The sequence below is a fragment of the Nitrososphaerales archaeon genome (assembly GCA_025058425.1).
Taxonomy (GTDB): Archaea; Thermoproteota; Nitrososphaeria; order Nitrososphaerales; family JANXEG01; genus JANXEG01.
The window spans coordinates 1-24834 of record JANXEG010000015.1 but is presented as its reverse complement, the minus strand read 5'-3'; the positions used below and the strand labels follow the sequence as shown (position 1 = coordinate 24834).

23 protein-coding genes and 3 tRNA genes are annotated in these 24834 nt (G+C 42.2%); 14 read left to right on the top strand and 12 right to left on the bottom strand.

Translation table 11 applies throughout. The annotated features are described in order from the left end of the window. Positions 1-753: hypothetical protein (locus NZ896_02685; GenBank protein ID MCS7116357.1), on the top strand; the 753-nt coding region annotated here is incomplete at its 5' end. 139 nt (positions 754-892) lie between these two features. On the opposite strand, the gene NZ896_02680 is transcribed toward NZ896_02685, so the two are convergent. The 3 genes from NZ896_02680 to tfb form a co-directional block, all read right to left on the bottom strand. Next, positions 893-1327 (bottom strand): acyl-CoA thioesterase, encoded by a 435-nt coding sequence (locus NZ896_02680; GenBank protein MCS7116356.1) that lies wholly within the window; start codon positions 1325-1327, stop codon positions 893-895. A gap of 70 nt (positions 1328-1397) precedes the next feature. Next, positions 1398-1491 (bottom strand) — tRNA-Val (locus tag NZ896_02675). Between the two features lie 111 nt (positions 1492-1602). Then, a complete protein-coding gene (tfb, locus tag NZ896_02670; protein ID MCS7116355.1) occupies positions 1603-2499 on the bottom strand; it encodes a transcription initiation factor IIB in 897 nt (298 codons plus the stop codon). Positions 2500-2626: 127 nt separating this feature from the next. Between tfb and NZ896_02665 the strand changes: the two genes are divergently transcribed. Together NZ896_02665 and NZ896_02660 are read left to right on the top strand one after the other, a co-directional pair. After that, positions 2627-3421, top strand: a complete 795-nt coding sequence (locus tag NZ896_02665) for a KaiC domain-containing protein (GenBank protein MCS7116354.1) — start codon at positions 2627-2629, stop codon at positions 3419-3421. Then, on the top strand, positions 3418-4317 hold the full coding sequence (locus NZ896_02660; protein ID MCS7116353.1) for a hypothetical protein: 900 nt from the start codon (positions 3418-3420) through the stop codon (positions 4315-4317). The genes NZ896_02665 and NZ896_02660 overlap by 4 nt, the downstream gene beginning before the upstream one ends. A 58-nt stretch (positions 4318-4375) precedes the next feature. Here NZ896_02660 and NZ896_02655 read toward each other — a convergent pair whose 3' ends face one another. From NZ896_02655 to NZ896_02625, 7 genes are all read right to left on the bottom strand, one after another. Then, the gene (locus tag NZ896_02655) at positions 4376-6016 is read right to left on the bottom strand and encodes an FAD-dependent oxidoreductase (protein MCS7116352.1); all 1641 of its coding nucleotides are present in this window, start codon (positions 6014-6016) and stop codon (positions 4376-4378) included. Positions 6017-6073: 57 nt separating this feature from the next. Beyond that, the gene (locus tag NZ896_02650) at positions 6074-7222 is read right to left on the bottom strand and encodes a radical SAM protein (protein ID MCS7116351.1); all 1149 of its coding nucleotides are present in this window, start codon (positions 7220-7222) and stop codon (positions 6074-6076) included. Between the two features lie 31 nt (positions 7223-7253). Further along, positions 7254-8369, bottom strand: a complete 1116-nt coding sequence (locus tag NZ896_02645) for a radical SAM protein (GenBank protein ID MCS7116350.1) — start codon at positions 8367-8369, stop codon at positions 7254-7256. Between the two features lie 35 nt (positions 8370-8404). Next, entirely contained in the window at positions 8405-8800 is a 396-nt protein-coding gene (locus NZ896_02640; protein MCS7116349.1) for a cyclophilin-like fold protein, read from the bottom strand. A gap of 117 nt (positions 8801-8917) precedes the next feature. Further along, the gene (gene hisC / locus NZ896_02635; protein ID MCS7116348.1) at positions 8918-10003 is read right to left on the bottom strand and encodes a histidinol-phosphate transaminase; all 1086 of its coding nucleotides are present in this window, start codon (positions 10001-10003) and stop codon (positions 8918-8920) included. Between the two features lie 80 nt (positions 10004-10083). Further along, entirely contained in the window at positions 10084-10410 is a 327-nt protein-coding gene (locus NZ896_02630; GenBank protein MCS7116347.1) for a ribosomal protein L13e, read from the bottom strand. A 334-nt stretch (positions 10411-10744) separates the two neighbouring features. Continuing rightward, on the bottom strand, positions 10745-11941 hold the full coding sequence (locus NZ896_02625) for an MFS transporter (protein MCS7116346.1): 1197 nt from the start codon (positions 11939-11941) through the stop codon (positions 10745-10747). A gap of 67 nt (positions 11942-12008) precedes the next feature. Between NZ896_02625 and NZ896_02620 the strand changes: the two genes are divergently transcribed. The 7 genes from NZ896_02620 (at position 12009) to NZ896_02590 (ending at position 19893) form a co-directional block, all read left to right on the top strand. Continuing rightward, positions 12009-12665 carry a DUF1122 family protein gene (locus NZ896_02620; GenBank protein MCS7116345.1) on the top strand — a complete coding sequence of 219 codons (657 nt, stop codon included), beginning with the start codon at positions 12009-12011 and terminating at the stop codon, positions 12663-12665. A 154-nt stretch (positions 12666-12819) separates the two neighbouring features. After that, complete coding sequence (locus tag NZ896_02615; protein ID MCS7116344.1) at positions 12820-14043, top strand: FprA family A-type flavoprotein; 1224 nt, start codon at positions 12820-12822, stop codon at positions 14041-14043. 172 nt (positions 14044-14215) lie between these two features. Next, positions 14216-15352 (top strand): hypothetical protein, encoded by a 1137-nt coding sequence (locus tag NZ896_02610; GenBank protein MCS7116343.1) that lies wholly within the window; start codon positions 14216-14218, stop codon positions 15350-15352. Between the two features lie 100 nt (positions 15353-15452). Then, on the top strand, positions 15453-17825 hold the full coding sequence (locus NZ896_02605; GenBank protein MCS7116342.1) for an AAA family ATPase: 2373 nt from the start codon (positions 15453-15455) through the stop codon (positions 17823-17825). Between the two features lie 44 nt (positions 17826-17869). Then, complete coding sequence (locus NZ896_02600) at positions 17870-18529, top strand: thioredoxin family protein (protein ID MCS7116341.1); 660 nt, start codon at positions 17870-17872, stop codon at positions 18527-18529. Positions 18530-18617: 88 nt separating this feature from the next. Next, on the top strand, positions 18618-19262 hold the full coding sequence (locus tag NZ896_02595; protein MCS7116340.1) for a restriction endonuclease: 645 nt from the start codon (positions 18618-18620) through the stop codon (positions 19260-19262). Between the two features lie 67 nt (positions 19263-19329). Further along, on the top strand, positions 19330-19893 hold the full coding sequence (locus tag NZ896_02590) for a DUF99 family protein (protein ID MCS7116339.1): 564 nt from the start codon (positions 19330-19332) through the stop codon (positions 19891-19893). Between the two features lie 89 nt (positions 19894-19982). Here NZ896_02590 and NZ896_02585 read toward each other — a convergent pair. Beyond that, positions 19983-20128: transfer RNA gene (locus NZ896_02585), tRNA-Leu, on the bottom strand. 197 nt (positions 20129-20325) lie between these two features. On the opposite strand from NZ896_02585, the gene NZ896_02580 reads away from it, so the two are divergent. The 4 genes from NZ896_02580 (at position 20326) to NZ896_02565 (ending at position 23813) form a co-directional block, all read left to right on the top strand. After that, positions 20326-20460 (top strand) — tRNA-Arg (locus NZ896_02580). Positions 20461-20567: 107 nt separating this feature from the next. Next, a complete protein-coding gene (locus tag NZ896_02575; GenBank protein ID MCS7116338.1) occupies positions 20568-21254 on the top strand; it encodes a phosphoglycolate phosphatase in 687 nt (228 codons plus the stop codon). Between the two features lie 7 nt (positions 21255-21261). After that, on the top strand, positions 21262-23169 hold the full coding sequence (locus tag NZ896_02570) for an arginine--tRNA ligase (protein MCS7116337.1): 1908 nt from the start codon (positions 21262-21264) through the stop codon (positions 23167-23169). Further along, positions 23169-23813, top strand: a complete 645-nt coding sequence (locus NZ896_02565; protein ID MCS7116336.1) for an HAD-IB family phosphatase — start codon at positions 23169-23171, stop codon at positions 23811-23813. Before NZ896_02570 ends, NZ896_02565 begins: the two co-directional genes overlap by 1 nt. Positions 23814-23893: 80 nt before the next feature. Here NZ896_02565 and NZ896_02560 read toward each other — a convergent pair whose 3' ends face one another. Continuing rightward, positions 23894-24754 (bottom strand): DMT family transporter, encoded by an 861-nt coding sequence (locus NZ896_02560; GenBank protein MCS7116335.1) that lies wholly within the window; start codon positions 24752-24754, stop codon positions 23894-23896. Positions 24755-24834: the final 80 nt, after the last annotated feature.

Below are 24834 nucleotides of genomic sequence, written 5' to 3'. Positions count from 1 at the left end.
ATAAAAGATCCTAAGAGTAAAAGAGAATTTACGAAGAGAATAGATGAGGATATTAAAGATTATATTAAGAGTGACCTTCCAAGGCTTCCAGTCTACATTTCGTCAAGTTGTGAAGCCTTCCATCCACTTTTAGAAGATAGATTCGCCTACACATTGTACACTCTGCGAAGATTGAAAGAATTCGATTTTCCCATGATCATCATGACAAAGTTTCCAACAAAACTACTTCAACCACCTTATCTGAAGGTATTAGATGGATCAAGGGTAGTAATACAAGTGACGATACCCTTCATCGATGGCCGGTTCGAACCATTCGCGCCTCATCCAAGAGAAAGGATTCGAGCCATGAACGATCTATTGAAATTGGGATTCAAGACGATAGTTAGAATAGATCCTATAATTCCAAGGTATCGGAATGTCGATGGCCAATCGAAGGGTGAGATCGATCTTCTTATCGGTAAATTCTACGAAGCTGGTGTCAAACATATCGTTACCAAATGTTTACGCCTATCCTCAGGTATCAAGAAGGTTTATCCGAAATTTTACAATACCTTAAAGCCTTACTATGAACGATATGGGTATAAAGAGAGCCCTTCTGTTTGGGTATTGAATGACGAAGTGAAGAGTAGGCTTTTAATGCCGATCTACGAAGCCTGTAAGCAGTATCAGATCGGTCTTTCAACATGTATGGATCGAATCGAATTTTTGAAGGATAAAGTTTGCGACGAGAGTGAAGAGATTTTAAAACTTTAATGACTTTCTTTTCAACTTTGTATGTGTGTAATATTGCATATACGAGCTTAGAAATTACATATACTTCTACACTCAAAACATGAGTAAAAATTCAAAAATTTTTAACCTTTAGTATCAGCATCGGAGTATTCTAACTATTCTAACCCTGAAGATATTTTTTCAATCTATTGGCTATGGATTGTGGAATATTAACGGGTTTGACGGTCAAACGGTCTACAGTAATGAGTAATAAGTACCCTTCAGCCAGTAATCTCCCACTCTGTTTTTCGTGGATTGTGAAGCCTATATTCAAAGACTTTTCACTCAATTCTTTAAGCCTCGGTGTAACGGTTATAAGTTCATCGAGTTTGGCACCTTCCTTATAACGGCAGTAAGCTTCCACCACCCTAAAACCTACGTTGGTCCTCTCACCATCGACGGTAAGTTCAGTATCGTCCAAAATCCTTATACCAAGATTTCTGAGGTATTCGACGAAGCCTTGATAAAACCATTTAAAGTATGAAGGGAATGTGGCGACCCTAGTCCCGCCAACATCGAACCATGTAACCCTCATCGTTATTTCACATTCGTTCATAACAGATCTATTAAGAAAAGAAAGCTCTATATAAAATTGTGGAGGTGATGATATCATTACTATATTCTTTTGGTGGGCCAGCCAGGATTTGAACCTGGGACCTACGCCGTGTAAGGGCTTAACAACCATTGAAGTTGTTGTCCTAACCGCTAGACGACTGGCCCATCAATAAGTACTATTTTCCTCTCTATAGCTTTTTTGATTAATAAATGTTAAGGAGAATAAAAGAGATTAAAGGGTGTGAAATACTTCCGAAGATTACGTTACGGTTTAATTTAAGCGAACTTCTTTAAGGCTTTGTATCTGTTACGAATCGTTACCTCGGTAACCCCTGACGCTTTTGCTATAACCTCTTGGGTCTTTGATTCATTTTCAAGTTTGCAAGCCAGGTAAAGTGCCGCGGCTGCGATGCTGTTTGGATCTTTACCTGTAATGGCACCTGAGTCTTTTGCTCTTCTAATAATTTCGATGGCCCTCCTCCTTGTCTTCTCAGAAATTTGTGCTTCATTGGCTATCTTGGAAGTAATCTCTATAGGGTCTGATAGTGGCATCCTTAAATCTAATTCTTTTAAAAGAAGTCTGTAACACCTTGCTATATCCTTCCTCTTTAGAAAGCTCACCTTTGCTATATCCTTTAAAGTCCGATTCATTCCTAACTCTCTACAAGCTGCGTACAGTGATGCAGTTATAATTTCGTTGATGGAACGGCCTTTCAAAAGGCCATATTTTAACGCCTTCCTATAGATGTATGCAGCCCTTTCCATCACTATCCCGCTTAAGTTCAATCGATCTACCATCCTTCGAAGTTCAGTAAAGGCCTGTTTAAGGTTTCTATCGATATTTTCATGAAGTTGACTTCTTCTATCCCAAATCCTTATACGTTCGATCTTCTTCATCATCTTCAATTCAAAAGGTTTGCCCAGAGCATCCTCATTATCACTACCTATCATGGTAGCGAGCCCTCTGTCATGCATCGCTAACGATGTAGGTAGCCCCACTCTGCTTTCTTTATCATCACTAGAGAAGACCCTTTGTTCAAAGTCATCGTAGGTAAGACTGTCCTTTAGTACAGATCCACAATTACTACATAAAACCTCTCCTTCGTTAGCATCCATTATCACAGGGCCTCTTCCGCAGATCGGGCAACGTTGTTTAGTAATCGATAATTCCATAAATTCACCCTGGGTTTTTGACATATAACACCGTTATAATATATTATAACGGTGTTATAAAAACTTTACTGTATTAAAAATTTAACTTTAAGCTAATTGTGTATATGTGATAAGGTGAGGAAGGATAGTGGAAGAGATAGAGAGGCTCTCGACGGGTATAAGGGAACTAGATCGAATTTTAGGCGGGGGTGTACCAAGGGGCTTCTTCGTTGCTATTACAGGCGAGCCCGGAACTGGGAAGACGATCTGTTGCATCTCTTTCATAAATGAAGGTGTAAGGTGTGATGATCGGTGCATTTATGTATCTACTGAAGAGAGTGTAGATTCGATTATAAGACAGGCATCTCAGTTCAATTTTGACTTTAAGAAAGCGATCGATGAGAAAAGGTTGATCATGATCGATGCGTTGATGGGTAAAGATGATCAATGGTCTTTAAAGAGTTTAGATGTAGAAGAATTGGTAAATAAAGTGATCGAGGCGAAGAAGGCCTTAGGTTATGGTAGGGCTAGGTTGGTTGTAGACTCTCTATCGGCCTTTTGGCTCGATAAACCCGCCATGGCCAGACGATATTCATACTTTGTGAAGAAGGTCTTCTTTAAATGGGATTTGACGGTATTTGCTACCTCTCAATATGCGATCAGTACTTCGGAAGCCTTCGGTTGGGGGGTGGAGCATATCGCTGATGGTATAATCAGATTCCGAAGAGCGGTAAAGAGTGGTGTGTTAAAGAGGTATTTATTGGTAGAGAAGATGAGACAGACACCTCATAGTCTAAATATGTTTGAGATCGATATTGTGGATGGTAAAGGGCTTGTAATTTTAGGTTCATTGGAGGAGAGAAAGGAAGATATCACCCTACCGAGAGAAGTTATCGAGAAGATTAAAAGAGCGAAAGAGAGGAAAGAGGCAGAGGTTGGATGAATTCCAATGAAGTAAAAGAGCATTATTCATCCGAGCTCGTTCAGAGCGAAATTACTCGTTATGCGAAGGGTCGATGGGTTGGTATATATTGTTTACGTGGGCTCGATGGAATACCAACACTATTCAGGTATTCAAAAGGGAAGAGGCCTTTAAAGATCGAGTGTAGAGAAGATATGTTGAAGATATTTGAGGATTACGCAACATTCTTACCTCGTACAATCTACGCTACAGCGAATATCTATAAACATCTTACAGATTACGATGATTTAAGAGATCTATCGAATATAATCTCATGTACCGCGACGTGGGATATTGATAACACGTTAGATAAGTGGGAGGCGACGATCGAAGTAGTAAAGAGTATACTATCGTTTCTAAGGGATGAAGGTATTGAAGATTCTATCATTGTGAAGTGGTCTGGAGAGGGCTGCCATGTACACCTTCACCAAAATGCTATCTCATTAAACTCGAGCCCAGAAACACACCCTCTTGATCTTGCTTACTCTATAGTGGAGTATGTAAGGATGAAGCTTCAAGGCTCAATAATGAATATAGCTTTAAAGTATAACGCTATAAATCTAAAAGTCGAGAATAATATCGATCCACAGAGGCTATTTACATGCCCTCTCAGCCTTCATCGAGCGTTGGACGTAGTCTGTATCTGTATACCTCCCGATTCATTATCAGACTTCACACCCGAATGGATAAGGCTACGCACCTTCAAACATTATCGAGGATGGGATAGGTTTAAATTGGGAGAGGCGAATAGGCTTGCAGAAAAGGCTTACAAACTCATCGGGCCACGCTCAACGTATCGAAGATCTATCCGTAGAAAGCATATGCCGCTCGATAAACAAATTATGAAGTGGTTGGAGAAAGGTCAAGATCATCGATAGTTTGAAAGTATATCTCCTTATGTAATAACTTCATTATCATTACCAACTCTTTTCACCTCTAATCTAAGCGTAATGGACGGAATTCTCTCTTCAATTTTTCACCCTCTATCTTTAACAAGATATTTCCAAACCATTTATCACTTCTTTCAGGATGATCGATTCGAAAGTGAGCACCTCGACTCTCTTCCCTAACTAAAGCTCCTTCACCCACCAATCGGCCTGTATCTATCATGAAGTGTAGCGTCAATAACTTGACAAGATCCTTAAAACCTCTTACCGAAACCTCCCTAACCTCCTCTCTTATATCCATTAAATCTTCTAAAGCCCTTTCTATTCCCTCTTTACTCCTTACAATCCCCAAACCGTTCCAAGCTACCTCCCTTATCCTAATTTCAACCCTTGATAGATCCACACTTCTATTACCGGTAAGTGTTTTTAGCCAATCCACACCTTCTTTAATGCTATTATCGGGTGAATGAAGCTCGGTACTCATCGAATATTCAGCTGCTTTAATACCCGCTCTAAACCCAAACACCAAAGCTTCGGCCAACGCATTACCACCGATCCTATTCGCCCCATGCAGACCCCCAGCCACTTCACCAGCGGCGAAGAGCCCTTTCAAATTTGTACGGCACCATTCATCGATCTTCAACCCTCCGATAAAGAAGTGTGCAGCTGGTGTAACGATTATAAACTCCTTGCGAATATCTATACCTCTTTTGAGAAAGAGATTAAGGTAAGAGGGATACCGTTCTTCGATCGACTCCCTTGGCATACCTGTAAAATCTAAGTAAACGCCTCCTTCTACACCCCTGCCCTCCATCACTTCTGAAAAGATGGCCCTCGCCATCACATCTCTGGTAGCCATATCAGCCCTCTTATCGTAATTTCTCATGAATGGCTCCTTGAAAATATTCAACAATCTGGCTCCATAGCTGAAGACCGTGGCTGAAATGAGTAATTTGGATGGTTTTATGCAAAATATCGGATAAAATTGAACAAACTCCATATCTCTTAATTCAGCCCCGGCCCTCAAACCCATCGAATACCCATCTCCAGTAACCCCTATTGGGTTCGTAGTATGTTGATAAAGCCATCCACCACCACCAGTAGCCAATACGGTCGCTTTGGCACAGAATGCTCTAAAGGTGTTAGAATTTAGATCGAGTGTTAAAGCCCCATATACCTTACCATCCTCACATAAAAGATAAAAAGCAAAGTGGCGATCGTAAATCTCTACACCGATTCTCTCAGCGTAATCTCTTAATTTTGTACTCAAAATTCTACCAGCCATCATATCCGCACCCATGGGCCTATAAGATCTGGGATACCTATGGCCAGCGACAAGAGATTGCATAAATCCTTTACCATTCCTTTTGATAGGTATGCCCAACTCTTCCAATTCGATAAGTCTTATTGGAGCTTCATTCACAAAGACCCTTACCAATCGCTCATCATTCAACCAATAGCCTCCATCCATAGTATCCTTAAAATGCTCCTCTGGATCATCCCCTTGAGAATTAAGAGCGGCACTGATCCCTCCTTCAGATACCACCGTCGCACCACTCCTTCCAGCCGAACCTTTACAAACTAATGCGACCCTATCGACTACCTTTTTAGCTTCGATGGCTGCTCTAAGCCCTGCTGCACCACCACCGATGATGAGCACATCGAGCCAAACTTTATCAAGATCATTCATAACCTTTGAGTCCGATCACGATCTAATTAATATTTTCTCCATTCAAAATCATGCTCATTAGATCGAGGATAAAAACTCATTCATACTACGAAAGCCCAAAAGATGAAGATTCCCTATATATACATTCTGAAGGTACTTCCTCGCTACTTTATAACATTTAACGGTTTGCTCAAAGGGCGTTATCGGGAGATCGTTCATTACAAAGTCTGGGTGAAAGATGAGAAGGCTGTAAGGAATCTGTGGGTCTATTCCAGCTATAAACTTCGATATATTTTCAACCTCTACTTCATCTACATAACCTGGCACCAGTAGTGTAGTGGCGCATAACACGGGAGGATGGTCACCATCTATCTTAAATTCATTCGCGATCATCTCAAAGTTTTTATACGCAACCTTATTCGATACCCCGCAAAGAATATAACTCAAATTTTCATCCCAGCATTTCAGATCGAATTTGATATTCCCGCCTGTGAGATAGGAGATTTCTGCTGCCCTCCTTACAAGATGACTATTCCCACAACCATTCCATTCAAAGCAGATCCTCATCACTCTATCTCGATGGATCGTTTCTAAAAGCTTCCTGGATGTATTTATTGCAAAGGGGAGTTGAGGTTCGGGCGAACCCCCAAAGAAGCACCAGCATGTAATTTTATCATTATTGAGTGTACGATCGATCAGATCGTGCATAGAATGCTGAGGCTCTGCATGAAGATCTTTATGTGAAGAATTTTGGCAGAATAGACAGTCAAAGTTACACCCATAGAAGAAGATAGCAAGGTTGTAATAGCCATACTCGGGCCCTCTTCTACGGGCGAATCTTGGATAACCCAAACCAGTGCCGGCTGGGCAGAACCATGCAGCACAACAATTTGTAATATGTGGATCAAGGTATGCGTAGTAAATGGCTCTATCTGGCTTGCTGAGTGAGTGTAACTTTCCTTGATCGTTCATTCGAAGTCCACAGTAACCCATTCGGCCCTGACCGATGACACATCTATTACTACATACAGCACAAGGTATACCATCGGGATCCTTAGGAGGTTCAGGTGGGAGCCCATAAACCTCCCTTACCCTCCGATGAACTTTTTGAGCTATATTGTATATCTCATCCTTACCTTCACGTATACATGATACACATACACTTATCGCTCTTGAAATTACTCCCGATTTACCACAAATATGGCATGATTTACTAGCTCGATTCATACTTTACCTCTACCATGCCCTTTAAGGGTAATTATGATACTGGCTCATAGACTAAGCCGAGCTCCTTTGCATACTTGTATGCCTCTCTCATTTCATCACCACTCGGTCTACGGCAGATCTCTGGATATTGAGATGGTTGTGATAGAACTAAGTAGTCGGGATGGTATTGGGCCATGATATTTACCAGAGCTCTCTTACAATTCTTCGAAATCCATTCTAAAATGGGCTTCGTACAACATTCTACATGGTTCGGTAGGACGAGGTGTCTGATGATCATATCTCCATGCTCCTGTGCTATTGAGTGGTTTCGAGATACTATGGAGAAATATTTGGGCACTTTTGAAAGCCGGAGCGCACAAGAATCATTCCCATACTTAAAGTCTGGAAGCCATATATCTATAACATCGATGAGTATCTTCATTACTTCTAAACTACAGTACATATTGCTATTCCATAACATAGGTACATTCACATTTAACATCCTCATGCCGTCCATTATGGTGTGCAGATGCATCGTAGGCTCTCCACCCACAAAATTTATGTTATGTGCCCCTTCTTCTCTCAAATTCTTCATGATGATCGCTAACTTCTTCCCATCCACTTCAGCTCCATTAAATGGATCTTGTGATATATCCCAATTTTGACAGAAGCAGCATCGAAATGTACATCCAGTAAAGAAGATCGTGCCCGAGCCACCAGTACCTACGAGAGGGGGCTCTTCACCGTAATGGTGGAACCATGTAGATACCCTCGTTGATGAATCTAACTTGCAAGTACCCTTCTTCTTACCCTCTACTCTATTTACACCACACCTCCACTCACAGAGGTGGCAATGTGTTATGATTCTCTTCAACAATTCAGCCTTTAAATCGAGGAAGTTCTGTGAAGGTATGCCCATTTCATCGAGCCTCATCGTATTTGACTTGATCTTATTGAAGATCTCCCGAAAGGTATTCGATAACCTTTCATGCTCCCTCCATAATTCATCTTCACTCGAGTTATTTAGATCCAGATCGGATGGTAACCTCTTGCAGATCAGAAACTTTGCTGGCTTTACATCACACATTACTTGATAGTACCAATCGAGCCTCTCCCGTACTTCATGATTCCTCCAGATGTTTAGAGCGTCAAGTCTAAAAAACATCATTAATTACTGAGTTTTTACTGACTTATATCTCCATCTTATCGGGCCTCTCCCTTTATACGCACGATCACCTTCGATCTATTCTTAACCTTCTTCAGCAAGGTCAAATCCCCCTTTACCCTTCCTATCACATTTACGGGGCTCGCTGCCCTCGGTTCGCTACCTCTACTCACCGGTGTTGGGCCGAAGAAGATACAGAGGGCTTTACCCGGAGGCCAGTAGGCGATATCACCAACCCGAACCTCTTCTTGGGCATTCTCTTCGCCTACATTCACTGGTGTAGAGAAGTATATTTCATCGCCCCACCGATTCGCTCTACTTTCGATCGGTAAAGCATTCACAATTGCTCTTGTCGTGATGGGGTTCTTACTTTCATCTAACTCTCCATCGACCTTTATCCCATCATCGAATAGTAATTCGATTTCTACCATCATCTATAGCTAACATTTCAATCTTCATATACTTTCTGGTAAAATAGGATAAATCGAATGGACCTGAAAAATGAAAAATTATTCTAATTTATATTCTATTCTATTTTTTGCTTTTTGCTTTTATTTTGAAGATTGAAGACACTCTTTCAACGCATCTATAAGCCTTTCATTGATCTCATGAGTACCTACTGTAATTCTGATAGAATCTGCTATCTTCGGGTTATCCCCAAAGTATCTTACATAGATATTTTTACTCTTAAGGCAATCGACGATATACTTCGCATCATCGGGCGTTTTACATCTGATAAAGACGAAGTTACCCTCCGATGGGTATACGTAAAATCCAAGCTCCTTTAACCTTCTTTTTAACAACTCCCTCTCCTCGATTATTCGCTCAACATTCTTCTTCATATATGCAACATCTTCCAAGGCCGCGATCGCAGCGATCTGGTGTAGAGTACCTATCGTGTATGGATTCCTAACTGCCTCCATCCATGCGATCAAATCTTCATTACCGATACCAAAACCGACTCTAATACCGGCTAATGAGAATGACTTCGAAAAAGTCCTCACGATGATCACATTATCGTATTTATTGATGAGCCTTAACGCATTATCCCTAGCAAAATCTGCGTAGGTTTCATCGATCAATAATACACCATTTGAGTCCCGCAGGCCTTTTGCGAGATCGTCCAATTTCGATACCTCCGTGAATACACCGGTGGGGCTATTTGGGTTCGCGATCGCTGTAAGCCTCCCCTTCATAGCGATCAATTTATCGACCGGTAGTGTATAATCCTCGTTCAAATCTACTTCACAATACTTTGCATCAGATTCGATCGCGTATATTTTGAACATACCGTAGGTCGGGTTTGTAGAGACTACAAGGTCCCCCTTCTCCAATACGGTCTTAAAAGCGGTAGCGATCACCTCATCTGAACCATTACCGATCGTTATCTGTTCATACTTTACGTTGTAGTAGCGTGCCAACCTCTCTTTCAAAGTTTCACTATCTTGCTCCGGGTAACGCCGAAGATCGTTATTCTGCAAGTAATTAATCAGGGTTGAAATGACGTGTGGTGATGTAGGATACTCATTCTCATTTTGATTGAGTTTTATCGCTCCTCTTGGAACCTTTTGCTCCCCTCCTACGTACTTCCTCAAATTTTCTTGTATCGTCCTTCTCACATACCTATTCATACTCATCATAAAACCCCATAGTATTAAATAGATAAACTCTTATAACTTTAAACTTTACATAAAACTTTACATATTCATCACGAATTTCAAGAATCTTTTTCCTTCAACTTCGATTGAGAATGAAGCCAATCCTTGATCAGATCGATATTCTCTTTATGCATCGTCTTCCTTCTAAGATCTATCCTCAAGTTCATCCTTCGCGCATCTTCTATCGATAGACCTGCCTCCTTAAGTTCTAAGAGTGAGAACCCTCGACCCACTCTGAATTTAATCCCATGTGAATCTCTACATATTACCTTAGCCACTGGAGGCTCATTCGTACTCTTCACCTTTTTAGGAACCTTCTTCTCATCCGTACTACTTACCGATACCGATTCGACCGATTCTTCTACTCTTTCTACATCCTCACTCATGATAAGCCACCCCGAAGTTAGATACTATAAAGCTTCTAATTGGTTAGATCTATTCATTATTAAAAGTTTAACCTATATCGCCAAATCATCCATATATGCGTATGAGTCTAATAGCTAAGGCTTCATGGTTAGATTCGTACACCAATACACCATGATGTGAATTAGATCGAGGAAAAGTGTAGGATGCTAGTGTCATGTGCGCGGAAAAAATTATTTTTTCTTAAAAAATCCGACACTGATTCGATTCATTAGATGAAGTATGAAGATCCCAATCCGATTCATTCAAACCTTCCCTATTATAGAGTTATTTGAGGTTGGATGGGCTAAAATTAGCTTATCCATTCTTCGATTTTGATAAAAATATGACCATCATGAATATCGCCGTAAGTGATGTAAATATGCTGTAACCAAACGCTACCATACTCCCTAAGTACTCCCAAAGCATACCGAAGACGGAATTCGCTATAAGGAAGCATAAACCTATGAAGAGGTTGAACAGTCCGTAAGCAGTCCCCCTCAGATGTTCTGGTGAGTATTTTGGTACCAGAGCCCTCTGAACCGTTTCGACGATGCCCGTATATACTCCGTATATCGCTGCGATCAGATATGCATATACGTAACTATCTCTTAAAACCATGGCTAGTGATGATGAAAGGAGGAAGGCTCCAAAACCTAACACGAGTACTCTCTCTCTACCGATCCTATCGGCAAGGACCCCTGATGGGAAGCCTACACATGTATGGGTAATATTCATCACCATGTATATCAATGGGATGAAGTTTTCCTCAATCCCGAGCTCACCAGCCTTTATGAGTATGAATGAGAAGTTAAAGGCACCGATCGAGAATATACCGATGATCGTGAGGAAGGCCAAAAAATTAGGGTTCAATACCTCCCTTACATCTTCAAGTATACCTGCTCTTTTACTTACGATAGTTCTCGATTCCTTTACGAAGAGCAACAAGATCGATACTGCGATGAAGCCTGGAATGAAGGAGAGCCAGAAGATCGTCCTTAAAGTGAAGAGTGGTATCAGTATAAAGGTTACGAGGGGGCCCACTATAGCGCCCAATTGATCGAGTGACCGGTGTATACCAAAGGCCTTGCTGATATCCCTATCGCCTATCGATTCGCTGAGCAGGGCATCACGTGGTGCCGTCCTCAGACCTTTACCGCCACGATCACTCACCCTTATCAGAAGGGCATCGCTCCACATTTGTGAAATAGCGAAGAAGGGTTTAGAGATTGTGGAGAGCCCGTAACCTATCGCGATGAGCACCTTCCTCTTACCCAACCTATCAGATACGATACCGGATAACATTCTCATTACGTAATTGATGGCCTCTCCAAGCCCCTCTATCAATCCGAGGATCATCTTCGTACCATTCAATTCTTTGATGATGAATATGGGAAGAATTCCCTGGATCATCTCGGTCGAGAAGTCTGTAAAGAAACTGACAAAGCCCAGTGCGAATACATTTCTAAACCCATTCTTCACATTCCTATCTGTATGTTGAAACCTCTTCGCCATCTCTATTCACAGAAGATATAGCTAGCGATACCTTTATCTATTGATGTAATTAACCGTTGCTGGTAGGATGTTAGAGAATGCTGTTAAGGCTGTGATCAAAGGTATCATGGTAAATAGCTTTACGATATATGCAAAAAGATCCTTTAAGGGGAGGTTTAGAGAGGAGGTAAACTTAGATGTATACATACGAAGTAATAAAGGTGGTGAAGAAGCCTTTCTTCTATACGTTAAGGTCTTTTACGGTAGGAAGCCCTACTTTCGACCTTGGGTAGAATTCTTCGAAATCAATAGTGTGATTAGATTGAATGAATGGGCCTTTGAGTATTTTGATTCCATCTTCGAGGATACTTTACTATCGAACTTTTCAAAAGCGATCGGTCCGGGAGGCTTCATCTACGTTGAATACTACAATGATGAAGAAACGAAGAGGCAGCTCGATGCTGACCTTCCAATAGTTGTGAGCCGTTTAGGGTACAAGTTATTCAGATTGGGCTTTACAGGATTCAAGAATTGGTACTTTCCCGAAGGGTTCATGGAGGGTGGAGTAAAGCTACAGGGGGAGATGGCTATAAGTGATGAAGTAAGGGATCGGCAGTTGAAGGATATTTATAATGAGCTTAAAACCTTTCTTAATAGGATGAAGGATCTCGAAGTAAATAAGTCATATATAGCGAAAGCTATAGAGAGGGCGAAGATTATACTCGATCAGATGAACACTTCTTAGGATAGGATACAATTCCACCTTCTACTGGATCTAAGTTTTATTCGAATTCTTCATATCAGTTATCTCATACTATCCCCACTTGAAGACCTTTTTACACAATATACATTATAGTAAATGTTAAATTCATCGCCACATCAATAGCTACGTGATAATTATGGCTAAGCCATTAAAGATTACCGAGAGTGTCTATTGGGTCGGGGTCAACGATCCTGATGCGAGGCTCTTCGAAGGCCTCTGGGATATAGATGAAGGGGTTTCTTACAACTCCTACTTAGTCTTAGGTTCTGAAAAGGTCGTATTGATCGATTCGGTGGGAGAAAAGTTCGTGGATGAACATCTGAGCAAGATAGGACAGATCGTCGACCCATCGAAGATCGATTACATCGTCATCAACCATATGGAGCCCGACCATACGGGTGCGGTACCGAAGATTTTAGATGTAATGCGTGAAGCGAAAGTTATATTCACACCCGGTGCTTTGGCGATGATCAAAGCGCTATACCACATCGAACCCAAGAGTATGATCGTCAGAGGTGACGATACTACGATAGATCTGGGAGGCAAGACACTCAGATTTATTCAGACACCATTCCTCCATTGGCCGGAGACGATGAGTAGCTATCTGGTAGAAGAGGGGGTTCTATTCAGCTGTGATCTCTGCGGATCGTTCAAACAACTACCCGAAGGTGCGATCTTAGATACCGATATTAAAGATATTAAGCAATACATCTACGGTAGCGCTCTGAAGGGATACTTCGCAGGGGTCTTCAGCAAGTATAGAGATTACGTGGTTAAAGCTGTAGAGAAGTTCGACTCATTGGGCTTGAGGATAAGAGTATTGGCACCAAGCCATGGCCCGGTCTATACAACGTATGTAAAAGAAGTTATGAATTTATGGCTCTCTTGGAGCAAGCCTAATTACACCAAAAGGGTAGTTATCGCCTTCGGCTCCATGTACGGATCTACCTCCAAATTTGTGGATGCGTTGGCTGATGGTGTTAGGGAGGCTGGAGGCGAGGCAACGATCCTCAATCTGGTAGAAGCGACTCCCATAAAGATGTTAGAGGAGGTGATAGATGCCCCAGCCCTGATCATCGGCACACCCACCTATGAGTACGATATATTCCCCCCAGTCAAGTATTTCATAAACCTTCTGGAGTTGAAGAAGCTCACAGATAGGTTTGTGGGGGTCTTCGGAACCTTTGCATGGGCTGGTGGAGGTGTTAAGAATTTGGTCGAAAGGCTCGATACGTTGGGCTTTAAGCGTGTAGGGAACCCTGTGGAGGTTAAAGGCAGCCCTTATCCTGAAGATCTCGAAAGGGCTAAAGCACTAGCGAGGTCGGTAGCGGAGGCCGCGTTCAAGGAGCATAGATTGTAGCCCATATAAGATAAAGGGTTTTCTGAAAGATGGAATTTATCGGGTAGAACAAACTTTAAAGCTCCGATCAACCTAAGTATGGGTGCCGATGAAGACTCAGAGTTAAACTGACATATGATGTAAAGGCATTTGTCCGAGGCACCATTTCACATCAAGAGCGGTGTAATAAACGATGGTGACCCTTGAAGATAGAATAGCCCTTCTCTTAGCCATAAAGGAGGAAGGTAAAGCCGTCACATTCGAGCATATATTCGATAAAGTTCGAAGAGATGTAGAGTTTGCTGAGAAGAGAAGGATCGAGAGAGAGGAGCTCGAAGGTGCGCTCGATAACCTTCTAAAGAAAGGGTTGATACGTAAGGTAAATGGAGATTATGCTCCCGAGCACAGTATCGATGAATATGTTGGAAAGCTTGTAAAGGATTTTCATGATCGGCTCAACCGCTCCTATAGATTAGTGTGGCTCGCAAAGATGCACTATCCACGTGTAGCAAAACTTATTCTGCCCTTTCTTAAAGATAGGGCTGTATCAGCGGTCAAAGTATTCTCCGGTAAAGATGATCCTATACATGGCTTAGATGTGATATTCATAAGATACGTTAAGTATAAACCGAAGCCGGTATTTCTCATGATCGACTCTGAAGAGCGGTTGATGCAGTACGTATTCGATCACTGTGTCGATTTTATACCTTATGTGCATAGACTCGATTCGAATGAGCCCGATACCTTCGTCGTGGATATCGATGCAGGAGAAGAGATTTTAAAGGGTGAAAGAGCTTTTCAATTCATCAAAAGGGTTACTTACGAGCTCGTCGAGCTATTATTTGAGCATGATATTCATCCGATGATCAAATTCAGTGGTTCGAGAGGCTTCCAGATCTGGGCACGATTCGATAATAGCGATCTAAGGCTCAAGGGTGATGTATTTAAAGCGTATCGTGAAGTGGCGATAATTCTGCAGAAGAAGTTAGAAGAGAGGCTTCAGAGTAAAATCGGTGAATTACAATCACTCTTCCCAGATTTCATTCGAAAGGATCGGGCGATCACCACCTCGACAGTCGCCCATAAAAGAGAGAGGGCCCATCAAATCCTGATCGATTGGTCGGCATTAAAGCCTATGGGAGATGTTCGTGCACCATATTCTATACATTACAAGACGGGTCTGGTATCCTTGCCCCTAAGGCCTGATCGGTTCGAGACCTTCTCTATAGAAGAAGCCCACCCTATGAACGTATGGGAGAAGCTTGAGTATTATAAAGGTGCGGAATCGCTACCCCTATCCAATCCGAAGAGGCTTCTTTCAAACATTTAAAATTTAACAAAAGATTATTAATCTTCACTTTCTTATAATAACTACCATGCCATTTAGAGAACTTCCTCCTGAGGAATTAAAGGCAGAGTGTAAACTAGGGGTGCTTACCTGTGGCACGACTGAGGAGCTCACACCTACAGAAGAAATCATTGGGCAGGAGCGTGCCCTTCGGGCTTTAAAATTCGGGCTCGAAATGGATTCTAAGGGCTTCAATATATATGTAGCTGGTATTCCGGGAACGGGGAAGGTTACGGCGATAAGAAGTTTTCTCGAGGAGATCGCCAAGACCAAACCTACACCTCCCGATTGGGTCTACGTTAACAATTTCAAAAACCCATACGAGCCCAAAGCGATAAAGTTACCCGCCGGCATGGCAAGAGAGTTTCAGAGAGATATTAAAAACTTTATCGATGAAGCGAAGCGAGCGATACCAAAGATACTTCAAAGTGATGAATACATCTCTAAGCGTGAACAGTTGATCAAGGCCGCGGAGGAGCATAAAGAGAAGCTTTTGAGTGAGTTTCGTGAAGAAGCACAACGCTCAAACTTCGCAATACAACTTACGCCCATGGGTATAGTGATGATACCGATCTTCGCAGGCAGACCTATCACCAACCAAGAGTATCTACTACTACCCTTGGAGTTGAGGAGGGAGTTCGATAAGAATAGAGAGAGGTTGGAGGGCAGACTCAACGAGATCTTGAGGCAGATGGCAGAGTTCGATAGAAGGACGAGAGAGGAGTTAAGAAGGCTTACGAATGATACCATTCAATACGCCCTTGGCTTTCTCATTGGCACACTCCTTCAAAAGTATGAAGGGATACCAGAAGTCCGATCGTATCTGAACGACCTTAGAAACGATATTTTGGAGAATATCGAACTATTCTCAAGAACGACCGAAGCTTCACAAGCTCAAGCAACGGTTCCACCCTGGATGAGGGAATTGCCCTTTAGAAGGTATGAAGTAAATATCATTGTAGATAATTCGGAATTGAAGGGTGCGCCCGTGGTCTTTGAGGACAATCCCACTTACAACAACCTCTTCGGTAGGATTGAGAAAGAGGCACAATTCGGTACATTCACCACGGACTTTACCTTGATCAAAGGCGGCTCCTTACATAGAGCCAATGGTGGCTTCCTCGTTCTTTCGATAGAAGAGGTTTTGAAGAACCTCTTCTCATACGATGGTTTGAAAAGGACTCTGAAGAATGGATATATCACGATCGAAGAGGCTGGCGAAAGGCTGGGCTTCATCTCCACAAAGAGTCTAACTCCACAACCGATACCCCTTAACGTTAAAGTGATCCTGGTGGGAAGCCCCCTGCTATACCATCTCCTCTACATCTATGATCCAGACTTTAGAGAGCTCTTTAAAGTAAAGGCTGAGTTCGATACTACGATAGAGCGAAATGATGAGAATATCAAGAAGTACGCTTCATTCATCTGTACTTTATGCAGAAAGGAGGGGTTGCGCCACCTCGAATCCTCTGCAATAGCAAAGGTTGTAGAGTACGGTTCACGACTTGCGAGTGATAAAATGAAGCTGTCGACAAGATTTGCAGATGTAGCGGATCTCCTAAGGGAAGCCAACTTCTACGCTGCTCAAGATGGCTCTAAATACATCAAGGATATTCATATAAAAAGAGCGATTGAAGAGAAGGTCTACCGATCGAACCTTCTACAGCAAAAGATTAGAGAGATGATCGAGAGGGGTTTGATATTGATAGATACACAGGGTGAGAAGATCGGCCAAGTGAATGCCCTCTCTGTAATAAGTCTGGGCGACTTTACCTTCGGTAGGCCCTCGAGGGTGACCGCGTCTGTAGGTCTGGGGAGGGAGGGTGTCATCGATATTGAACGTGAAGCGAAGATGGGCGGGCCTATACACACGAAAGGTGTGTTGATCTTAGGAGGTTACCTCACCAATAAATACGCCCGAGATAAACCTATCAGCCTATCGGCGAGGCTCGTCTTCGAACAGAGTTACGAAGGTGTGGAGGGTGATAGTGCATCGAGTACAGAGCTTTACGCGATACTCTCCGCTCTGGCTGAGCTGCCTATCAAGCAGAACCTTGCAGTAACGGGATCTGTAAATCAAAAGGGTGAGGTGCAGGCGGTGGGAGGGATTAATGAGAAGATCGAAGGATTCTTTGAGGTGTGTAAGGCTAAAGGCCTAAAAGGTAATGAGGGTGTAATAATCCCTGAAAGTAACGTTCAGAACTTGATGCTGAAGGATGAAGTCATTGAGGCCGTTAGAGCGGGGAAGTTTCACATCTACGCTGTTAAAACGATCGATGAGGGTATAGAGTTATTAACGGGCGTAAAGGCGGGCGAGAGGATGGCGAATGGCGAATTCGAGCCTGGCACGGTGAATTACAGGGTCGATAAGCGGTTGAGAGAGATGGCGGAGACTTTGGCAAAGTTCGCTGAAGTACCCGTCGTTGGAAAGGGCTCTCGCTCCGATGTGGAGTGAACCTAATGTAATAAATCCATATATATGAGGGGTGTAATCTTATCATGCCGTTGATCTCCGAAAGGGAGCTCGCCCATATCAAGCAAATACTCGATAGAGAGATGAAGTACGATGTGAAGCTGATAAACTTCACTCAAGAGTTCGAGTGCATGTACTGTCGTGAGACGCGTGAGCTCGTAGAAACGTTGGGTAGGCTATCCGATAAAATTAAGGTCGAAGTGTACGACTTTGTCAAGGATGCTAATAAGGCAAAGGAATTTGGTGTAGATAAGATACCTGCAACCATCATCATGGGTGAAAAGGATTATGGAATAAGGTACTATGGTGTACCAGCAGGTTATGAATTCGTCAGCTTCCTCGAAGATATCATCGATGTCTCACGAAGGACTACACGATTATCGAAGGCTTCGAAGGATAGGCTTAAAGCGATAAATAAACCCGTACATATTCAGGTCTTCGTTACCCCTACATGCCCATACTGTCCCAGAATGGTAAGGCTCGCGCACCAATTCGCGATGGAGAACGATTTAATCAGGGCTGATATGATCGAGTCTACAGAATTTCCTCAACTCGTAAGTAAGTATGATGTCATGGCTGTACCGAAGGTGGTCATCAACGATACCATCACTTTTGAAGGTGCAGTATCGGAGTCTAGCTTCATCGATTACATAATGTTGGCTTTAGAGGAGCATGAGCATACATAGATCATCTTTATCTATAACTAAGACTGAGGTTTAATATCGATTCGAAATTCGAATCTAACAGAATAAAGAAGTATAAGATCGAAGTTTAATGAATCCAAGAACTCTACTCAGAATAATTCCCGAGATATCTTACGGAGAATACTCGATAAAGGAGGTTGCGAAGAGGACTCGGCTCGGATCGGCTCTAGTGGAAGAAGTTTTAAAGATGTTATCTATGCATGGCATAGGTACTCTAACCGATGATAGGGTGAAGTTCGAAAGAAAGGACCGCATCTCTGCCGTAATTCTCGCTATCAATCTTGGATTGAGTATAGAGGAGGCTTCACAATCTTTAAGTTGGAGAGATTTTGAAGAATTCGTCCACTTCTTTTCTTCTCAAAATGGTTACTTTGTGGATAAAAGGGTTAGGTGGAAGAAGCATGGGATGGAGATCGATGTGCTCGCTGTAAAGGATGGTATAGGCCTCTTGATAGATTGTAAACATTGGAAGAGGACCATTACTCAATCTGCTATGAGGAGGATCGTTCATCTTCAGATCGAAAGGGCGAGGAGGTTCATGAGGAGTAGATTATCATCGAAGCTGAATGTCAAATTCGCACTACCGGTGATAGTAACACTCTATAGCAACAATATTAACTTCATCGATAAGGTCCCGATCGTACCTATAGCAAAGTTTCAAAACTTTCTATCCGAATTCTTAGGATACTTGGATCTAATCAAGCTGATCAGGTAAGATCGATCGAAGCGACCTAACCTTTAAGCGATGGTAATGTATTGATATATTAGATTTGAAGGTTCATGTGAATAAAAAGGGGATAAGGGCTTTAGGGATCGCTGAGAGTTTTCGTAAAGGCAAAGCCGATCGGTCGATACTTTCAGGGGTAGTTATGAGGAGTGATCTGATTATAGATGGGTTCGTATTCGGCTCTGCCACTTTAGGTGGCGATGATGCCACAGACCAAATTATTAAGATGTTCGAGAGGTTGAGAAGAAACGATATAAATCTTATCATGCTGGGAGGGGCGATAATAAGCTTATACAATATAATAGATATTGATAGGCTCTATCAATATACCAATACACCGATCATCTGCCTTACATTTGAAGAATCGAAGGGTTTAGAGCCCCATATTAAGCACCATTTTCCTCAAGGTTGGGAGAAGAAGCTCGAAGCGTATAAGAAACTTGGAGAGAGGGTACCTCTTAGGTTGAAGACAGGCCATACGGTATACGTTCGGACTTCGGGAATAACGATAGACGATGCCGAAATAATCCTAAATAGATTCACATTACAAGGTTCGATACCTGAGCCTATAAAGGTAGCCCGGATTTTAGCAAGATCTCGACTCGACGAAGAATCGTAATCGATAACATATTTGATGCGTTTGGCATTCGAAGACGATAATTAGATAAGATAACTTTACATCATATTCTCAGAATCTTCACACTATATTGGTGCGGGGGGTGGGATACTCGCCCACCTACTGGGTGGGTTTCGAACCCACGAACCTCTGAAGGACGGGATATCTTATCAAGATCTTAAGTCCCGCGCTTCCAAAGCTGGGTAGCCCTTCTTTGTCCAGGCTCGGCAACCCCCGCCAATAAACTGTTAATAAAAAAGGTGTAGATAACTTATTCGGTATCGATTGAAAGATTCTGTATGCATTCTAACCATTAATTAAATTAAAATATGGGAAGGATCGATAAGCGCGTTCATCGATAACAATCTATCAAACTTCTAAGTATAAATCGCATGAGGGAGAGAGTTTTTATCTTCGATCGTAGCTTTAAAGAATGGGCCCGTGGCGCAGTATGGACTAAACCTTACATAAAGCGCGGCAGACCAGGTTTGGGCTGAACCTCCTAAGCTGTAGAGGATCGCGATCGCGATCTTCAGCTAAAGGTCCGGGGTTCGAATCCCCGCGGGCCCGCTAAAGACCCACTAAAATTAGATCTTAATTCAGTTATGTATATGTAAAGACTTAGTCAAATCTTTAAGTGTCCATTCAAATTAGTTACTTGGGCGAGGAACTTGAAAGTGGAATCTTTGGCCGTCGATGTAGATGGTACGATTACTGAAGATGGTGGCGTAATCGATTTAGATGCCGCTTTTACTTTGAGGTGGATGGAGAATTCAGGTATTAGAGTACTCTTGGTGAGTGGAAGGAGTGTCTGGGAAGTCTTCTCTCTTGCCATCTACCTCGGTACGACTAGGGTCGTAGTGTGTGAAAATGGTGGTGTAATCGCCTTTTCACCAGTAGATATGTTACTGCTGGCTGATAAGTACCAGAGCCTCATCGCTTACGACTACCTCTCAAAGAGGATCGAGGGTCTAAGATTAAAGTTGGTATTCCCAAGGTTCACAGAAGTCGTATTGGAGAGAACGTTCGATATAAATTACGCCAAAAGGCTTCTAGTTGAAGGGGGTCTACCGATAGATATTAACGATAGTAAATACGCCTACCATCTTACACATAAAGACGTTAATAAGGGGAGAGGTTTAATAATCGCGCTAAAGTATCTAAAGATAGACCCAAAATCTTGTATCGCGATAGGTGATAGTGAGACCGATATCTCTATGTTCAAGGTATGCGGCTATAGTATCGCTCTAGGCAATTCGCCAGATTCGGTGAAGGCTGAAGCGAGTTACTCAGTACCATCGAAGTATGGTAAAGGGCTCGTCGAAGCTGTTCATTACATAGTTGAGAAGTTCTTATCACCGTGATCTTAAAATGACCTTTCGAAGATTCTTAAACGAGGTAAAAGAAAGGGTTGAGGAGGCGATCGTTAAAGCTGGTTTTCAAAGTATAGAATTTCAACCATCTGAACCACCTAGGATGGAGTTTGGTGATCTATCGGTCAATGTAGCCTTTCTCATAGGTAATCGAGAAGGTATGGAGCCGATGAGGGTTGCAGAGGCTATAACTTCTAAAATCGATAAGGAAAGGTTTGAGTTGATTTCAAAATTCACTATTCATCCACCGGGATACATCAACTTCTGGGTGAATTTGACCAATTTTTCATACCAAACTCTTATCGAATCTCTCAATGAAAATTACGGTTCTTTAAATATTGGGCGGGGAAAGAGGGTCATCATCGAACATACGAGTGTCAATCCCAATAAAGCACTTCATTATGGCCATTTGAGAAATGTCGTTTTGGGAGATTCCATATACCGCATCTTCAAATTTACTGGACATGATACTAAAGTCCTCAACTGGATAGATGATTCTGGTGTTCAAGTTGCAGATATCATAGTCGGTTTCCTCTATGCGAACTTCCCTCTTGAACCGCCTGAATCGATGAAGTTCGATCATTACTGTGGTGATGTAGTCTATGTGAAGGTCAATGAAATGTACGAGCATCGGCCACAACTCTTGGAGTTGAGGAAGAAGGTTTTAAAGGAGATCGAAGAAGGTAATTCTGAAGTAGCAAGGTTCACATCCGATGTGACCCAAAGAATCGTAAGAGAGCAGTTGAAGACATGTTGGCGAATAGGTGCGCGGTACGATTGTCTAAACTTTGAATCTCATGTGCTCCGATATAAACTCTGGCATAGCGTCTTCGATGAACTTAAAAGTAGAGGCATTGTAGAGTTCGCTACAGATGGTAAGTACGCTGGATGCTGGTTGGTGAAGGTTGAAGATGAAGAGGTCGATGAAGAGAAGGTCTTGGTGCGTAGCGATGGTACCACTACCTACATAGCAAAAGACATACCATACGCTGCTTGGAAGTTGGGAATGGTTCAAGATCCTTTTTCATACAATATATTTGGTATTCAGCCCGATGGGACTATATTATGGCAGACCGTGTTAGATGATGGTGTGAAGGATCATCCACAATTTAATTCGGCCGATCTGGCTATCACGGTGATCGATGTAAGGCAGAGTAGGCTTCAGAGGATCATATCGAGTGTGCTAAATCGATTGGATGAGAATGCGAAGGGCAGATACATACATCTGGGTTACGAGATCGTCTCTTTAAGTAGAGGGACTGCCAGAGAGTTAGGTATAGAAGTTGAGGGGCGTGAATTTTTACAGATGTCTGGGCGTAAAGGTATCTATATAAATGCTGATGATGTACTCGATGCACTTCATACAAAAGCTTACGAGGAGACGAAGAAGAGAAATCCAAATGAGAGCGAGAGTTGGCTTCATACTACAGCCGAGAAGGTAGCGGTTGCAGCGATTCGATACGATCTATTGAAGCAGGATCTGAATAAAATGATCATATTCGATCTATCTGAAGCTTTAAGATTGGAGGGTGAAACGGGGCCTTACATTCAATATGCTTACGCAAGGGCTTCTAAAATCCTGGAAAAGGCTGGTGTGAATGGGCTTACCATTAACGAGAAGGTTGCCGCTTCATTGGTCGATGTAAATGAGATAAGCTTATTGAAACTCATATCTAAATTCGATCTATACGTTGAGGATGCTTTAAGAAATCTCAACCCTAAAGTTCTGACAAAGTATGCATACAACTTGGCAACACTATTCAATACTTTCTATGAAAGGAGCCCGGTGTTAAAGGAGAAGGATGAAGATAGAAGGGTCGGAAGGTTGGCTCTGGTAAAGAGCTTTCAAAATACCATTAGAAATGCCCTTTGGCTCTTAGGGATCGATGCTCCAGATAGAATCTAGTGAAGAGAATCATGCCTTCACGATTCAAACTTGTAGCTTTCGATCTGGATGGCACCTTGATCGAGGATAAAAGTAGCTGGCTTAAAGTACATAAATACTTTAATACAACTTCGAAGGCTGAAGAATACTTAAGACTTTACTGTCAAGGTAAGATCACTTATGAGGAGTTTATGAAGAAGGATATAGAAGCGTGGCCGAAGCCCCTCCATATATCTAAAATCATCCAGATCCTCTCCACTTGTAAAGTGCGCCCAGAAGCTAAATCTGTAATTCAAGAAATTCGTAATAGAGGGTTGGAGGTAGCGATTATATCAGCTGGTATTGAACATCTGGCAAAGAGGGTCGCGAACGAATTAGGAATACATCACTTCTTTGCCAATAAATTATGTGTCGATGAAAATGGATACTTAACGGGTGAGGGGGTCATGGAGGTTGAGCCCGCACGTAAGGATAAAGCCTTAAGAGTGTTGGCTGAGAGGCTAGGGTTGAGTTTGAGCCAATGTATAGCTGTAGGTGATTCTCCCCTCGATTCGAGCTTTCTCAAAGCGGCTGGACTGGGCTTATACTTGGGCAGTGAAAAGGAAGCAAGATCGATCGGTGTGAAGTCTATAAGCAATCTTTCAGAGATTTTGAATTACATTTGAACTTTCGATATACTGGATTATTGCTATAAGCCCCTTCTATTTCTATATCACATTTGGTTCGATTATTGTAAATTCATAATTCATTTTGAGGTTGAGAGGTAACTTGCAACGATTATGAGGAGGCCGCCGATGATTGTAGATAATGTGGGCTGTTGGGCAAGGAAGAAGAAGCCAAAGAATATTGCGCTAACCGGTTCTAAATACGTTAGGATGACTGCCCTTTGAACCTTGATCAGGTTAAGCCCATTCAAGTAAAGTGTGACGGCGAAGCCCGTATTGAAGAAGCCCAATACCAATAGAAGTAACCATGAATTCAATTCTAAAGATAGATTGGCATTTATCAAAAAGGGTGAGAGGAAGAAGATCGTTGATAAATAGGAGTAGAATGCAACGATTCTACTTGAGAGCTTCATCATGGCCTTTTTAGATAGAATGATGAAGATCGCATAGGCGAGACCAGCGAATAGTCCAGATAACACTCCTAGGAGGTTCAAACCCCCATGATCGGTTTGAGGGAAAGAAATCATGAGGATCCCGATGATGGAGAGCATGAGTGCAATTATCGTCACCTTCTCGACCTTCTCGCCCAAGAATACAGATGCGAAAAAGGTAGCGAAGATCGGTGCGATGTAATTTAAGAAGACCGCACTCGCTATCGAAATTAGCTTCATAGATTGGAATAGGAGCCCCCAACCGAGGCTCAACATCAATCCCAATGTTAATAAAATCTTCCAAGAATGAATAGCTTCAAAAACTTCACGCCTTTGAGTCATAAGTACAATAGGTAGAAGGGAAAGGCTCGCGAATAGTACTCTAAAGAATGCGATGACGTACGGGCTCAATGGTATCCAATTTACAAATACACCATTAGACCCCCAGATGATCGCTGCGGTAATCACATACACGTATCCAAGTATTCTCGAGTTGATCGATCCCAACATCTAGACTTTGATATCACATCTATATATACCTCTATAGAATAAGAAGGGGTTAGCAATAGTATGATGTGAAATTTAGGTTA

Bases quoted from the DNA above. Each gene is read 5' to 3' on its own strand.
- NZ896_02680 (MCS7116356.1), bottom strand. From the start codon at position 1,327: ATGAACGAATGTGAAATAACGATGAGGGTTACATGGTTCGATGTTGGC.
- tfb (MCS7116355.1), bottom strand. From the start codon at position 2,499: ATGGAATTATCGATTACTAAACAACGTTGCCCGATCTGCGGAAGAGGC.
- NZ896_02660 (MCS7116353.1), top strand. From the start codon at position 3,418: ATGAATTCCAATGAAGTAAAAGAGCATTATTCATCCGAGCTCGTTCAG.
- NZ896_02655 (MCS7116352.1), bottom strand. From the start codon at position 6,016: ATGAATGATCTTGATAAAGTTTGGCTCGATGTGCTCATCATCGGTGGT.
- NZ896_02650 (MCS7116351.1), bottom strand. From the start codon at position 7,222: ATGAATCGAGCTAGTAAATCATGCCATATTTGTGGTAAATCGGGAGTA.
- NZ896_02645 (MCS7116350.1), bottom strand. From the start codon at position 8,369: ATGATGTTTTTTAGACTTGACGCTCTAAACATCTGGAGGAATCATGAA.
- NZ896_02640 (MCS7116349.1), bottom strand. From the start codon at position 8,800: ATGATGGTAGAAATCGAATTACTATTCGATGATGGGATAAAGGTCGAT.
- hisC (MCS7116348.1), bottom strand. From the start codon at position 10,003: ATGAGTATGAATAGGTATGTGAGAAGGACGATACAAGAAAATTTGAGG.
- NZ896_02630 (MCS7116347.1), bottom strand. From the start codon at position 10,410: ATGAGTGAGGATGTAGAAAGAGTAGAAGAATCGGTCGAATCGGTATCG.
- NZ896_02625 (MCS7116346.1), bottom strand. From the start codon at position 11,941: ATGGCGAAGAGGTTTCAACATACAGATAGGAATGTGAAGAATGGGTTT.
- NZ896_02620 (MCS7116345.1), top strand. From the start codon at position 12,009: ATGTTAGAGAATGCTGTTAAGGCTGTGATCAAAGGTATCATGGTAAAT.
- NZ896_02615 (MCS7116344.1), top strand. From the start codon at position 12,820: ATGGCTAAGCCATTAAAGATTACCGAGAGTGTCTATTGGGTCGGGGTC.
- NZ896_02610 (MCS7116343.1), top strand. From the start codon at position 14,216: ATGGTGACCCTTGAAGATAGAATAGCCCTTCTCTTAGCCATAAAGGAG.
- NZ896_02600 (MCS7116341.1), top strand. From the start codon at position 17,870: ATGCCGTTGATCTCCGAAAGGGAGCTCGCCCATATCAAGCAAATACTC.
- NZ896_02595 (MCS7116340.1), top strand. From the start codon at position 18,618: ATGAATCCAAGAACTCTACTCAGAATAATTCCCGAGATATCTTACGGA.
- NZ896_02570 (MCS7116337.1), top strand. From the start codon at position 21,262: ATGACCTTTCGAAGATTCTTAAACGAGGTAAAAGAAAGGGTTGAGGAG.
- NZ896_02560 (MCS7116335.1), bottom strand. From the start codon at position 24,754: ATGTTGGGATCGATCAACTCGAGAATACTTGGATACGTGTATGTGATT.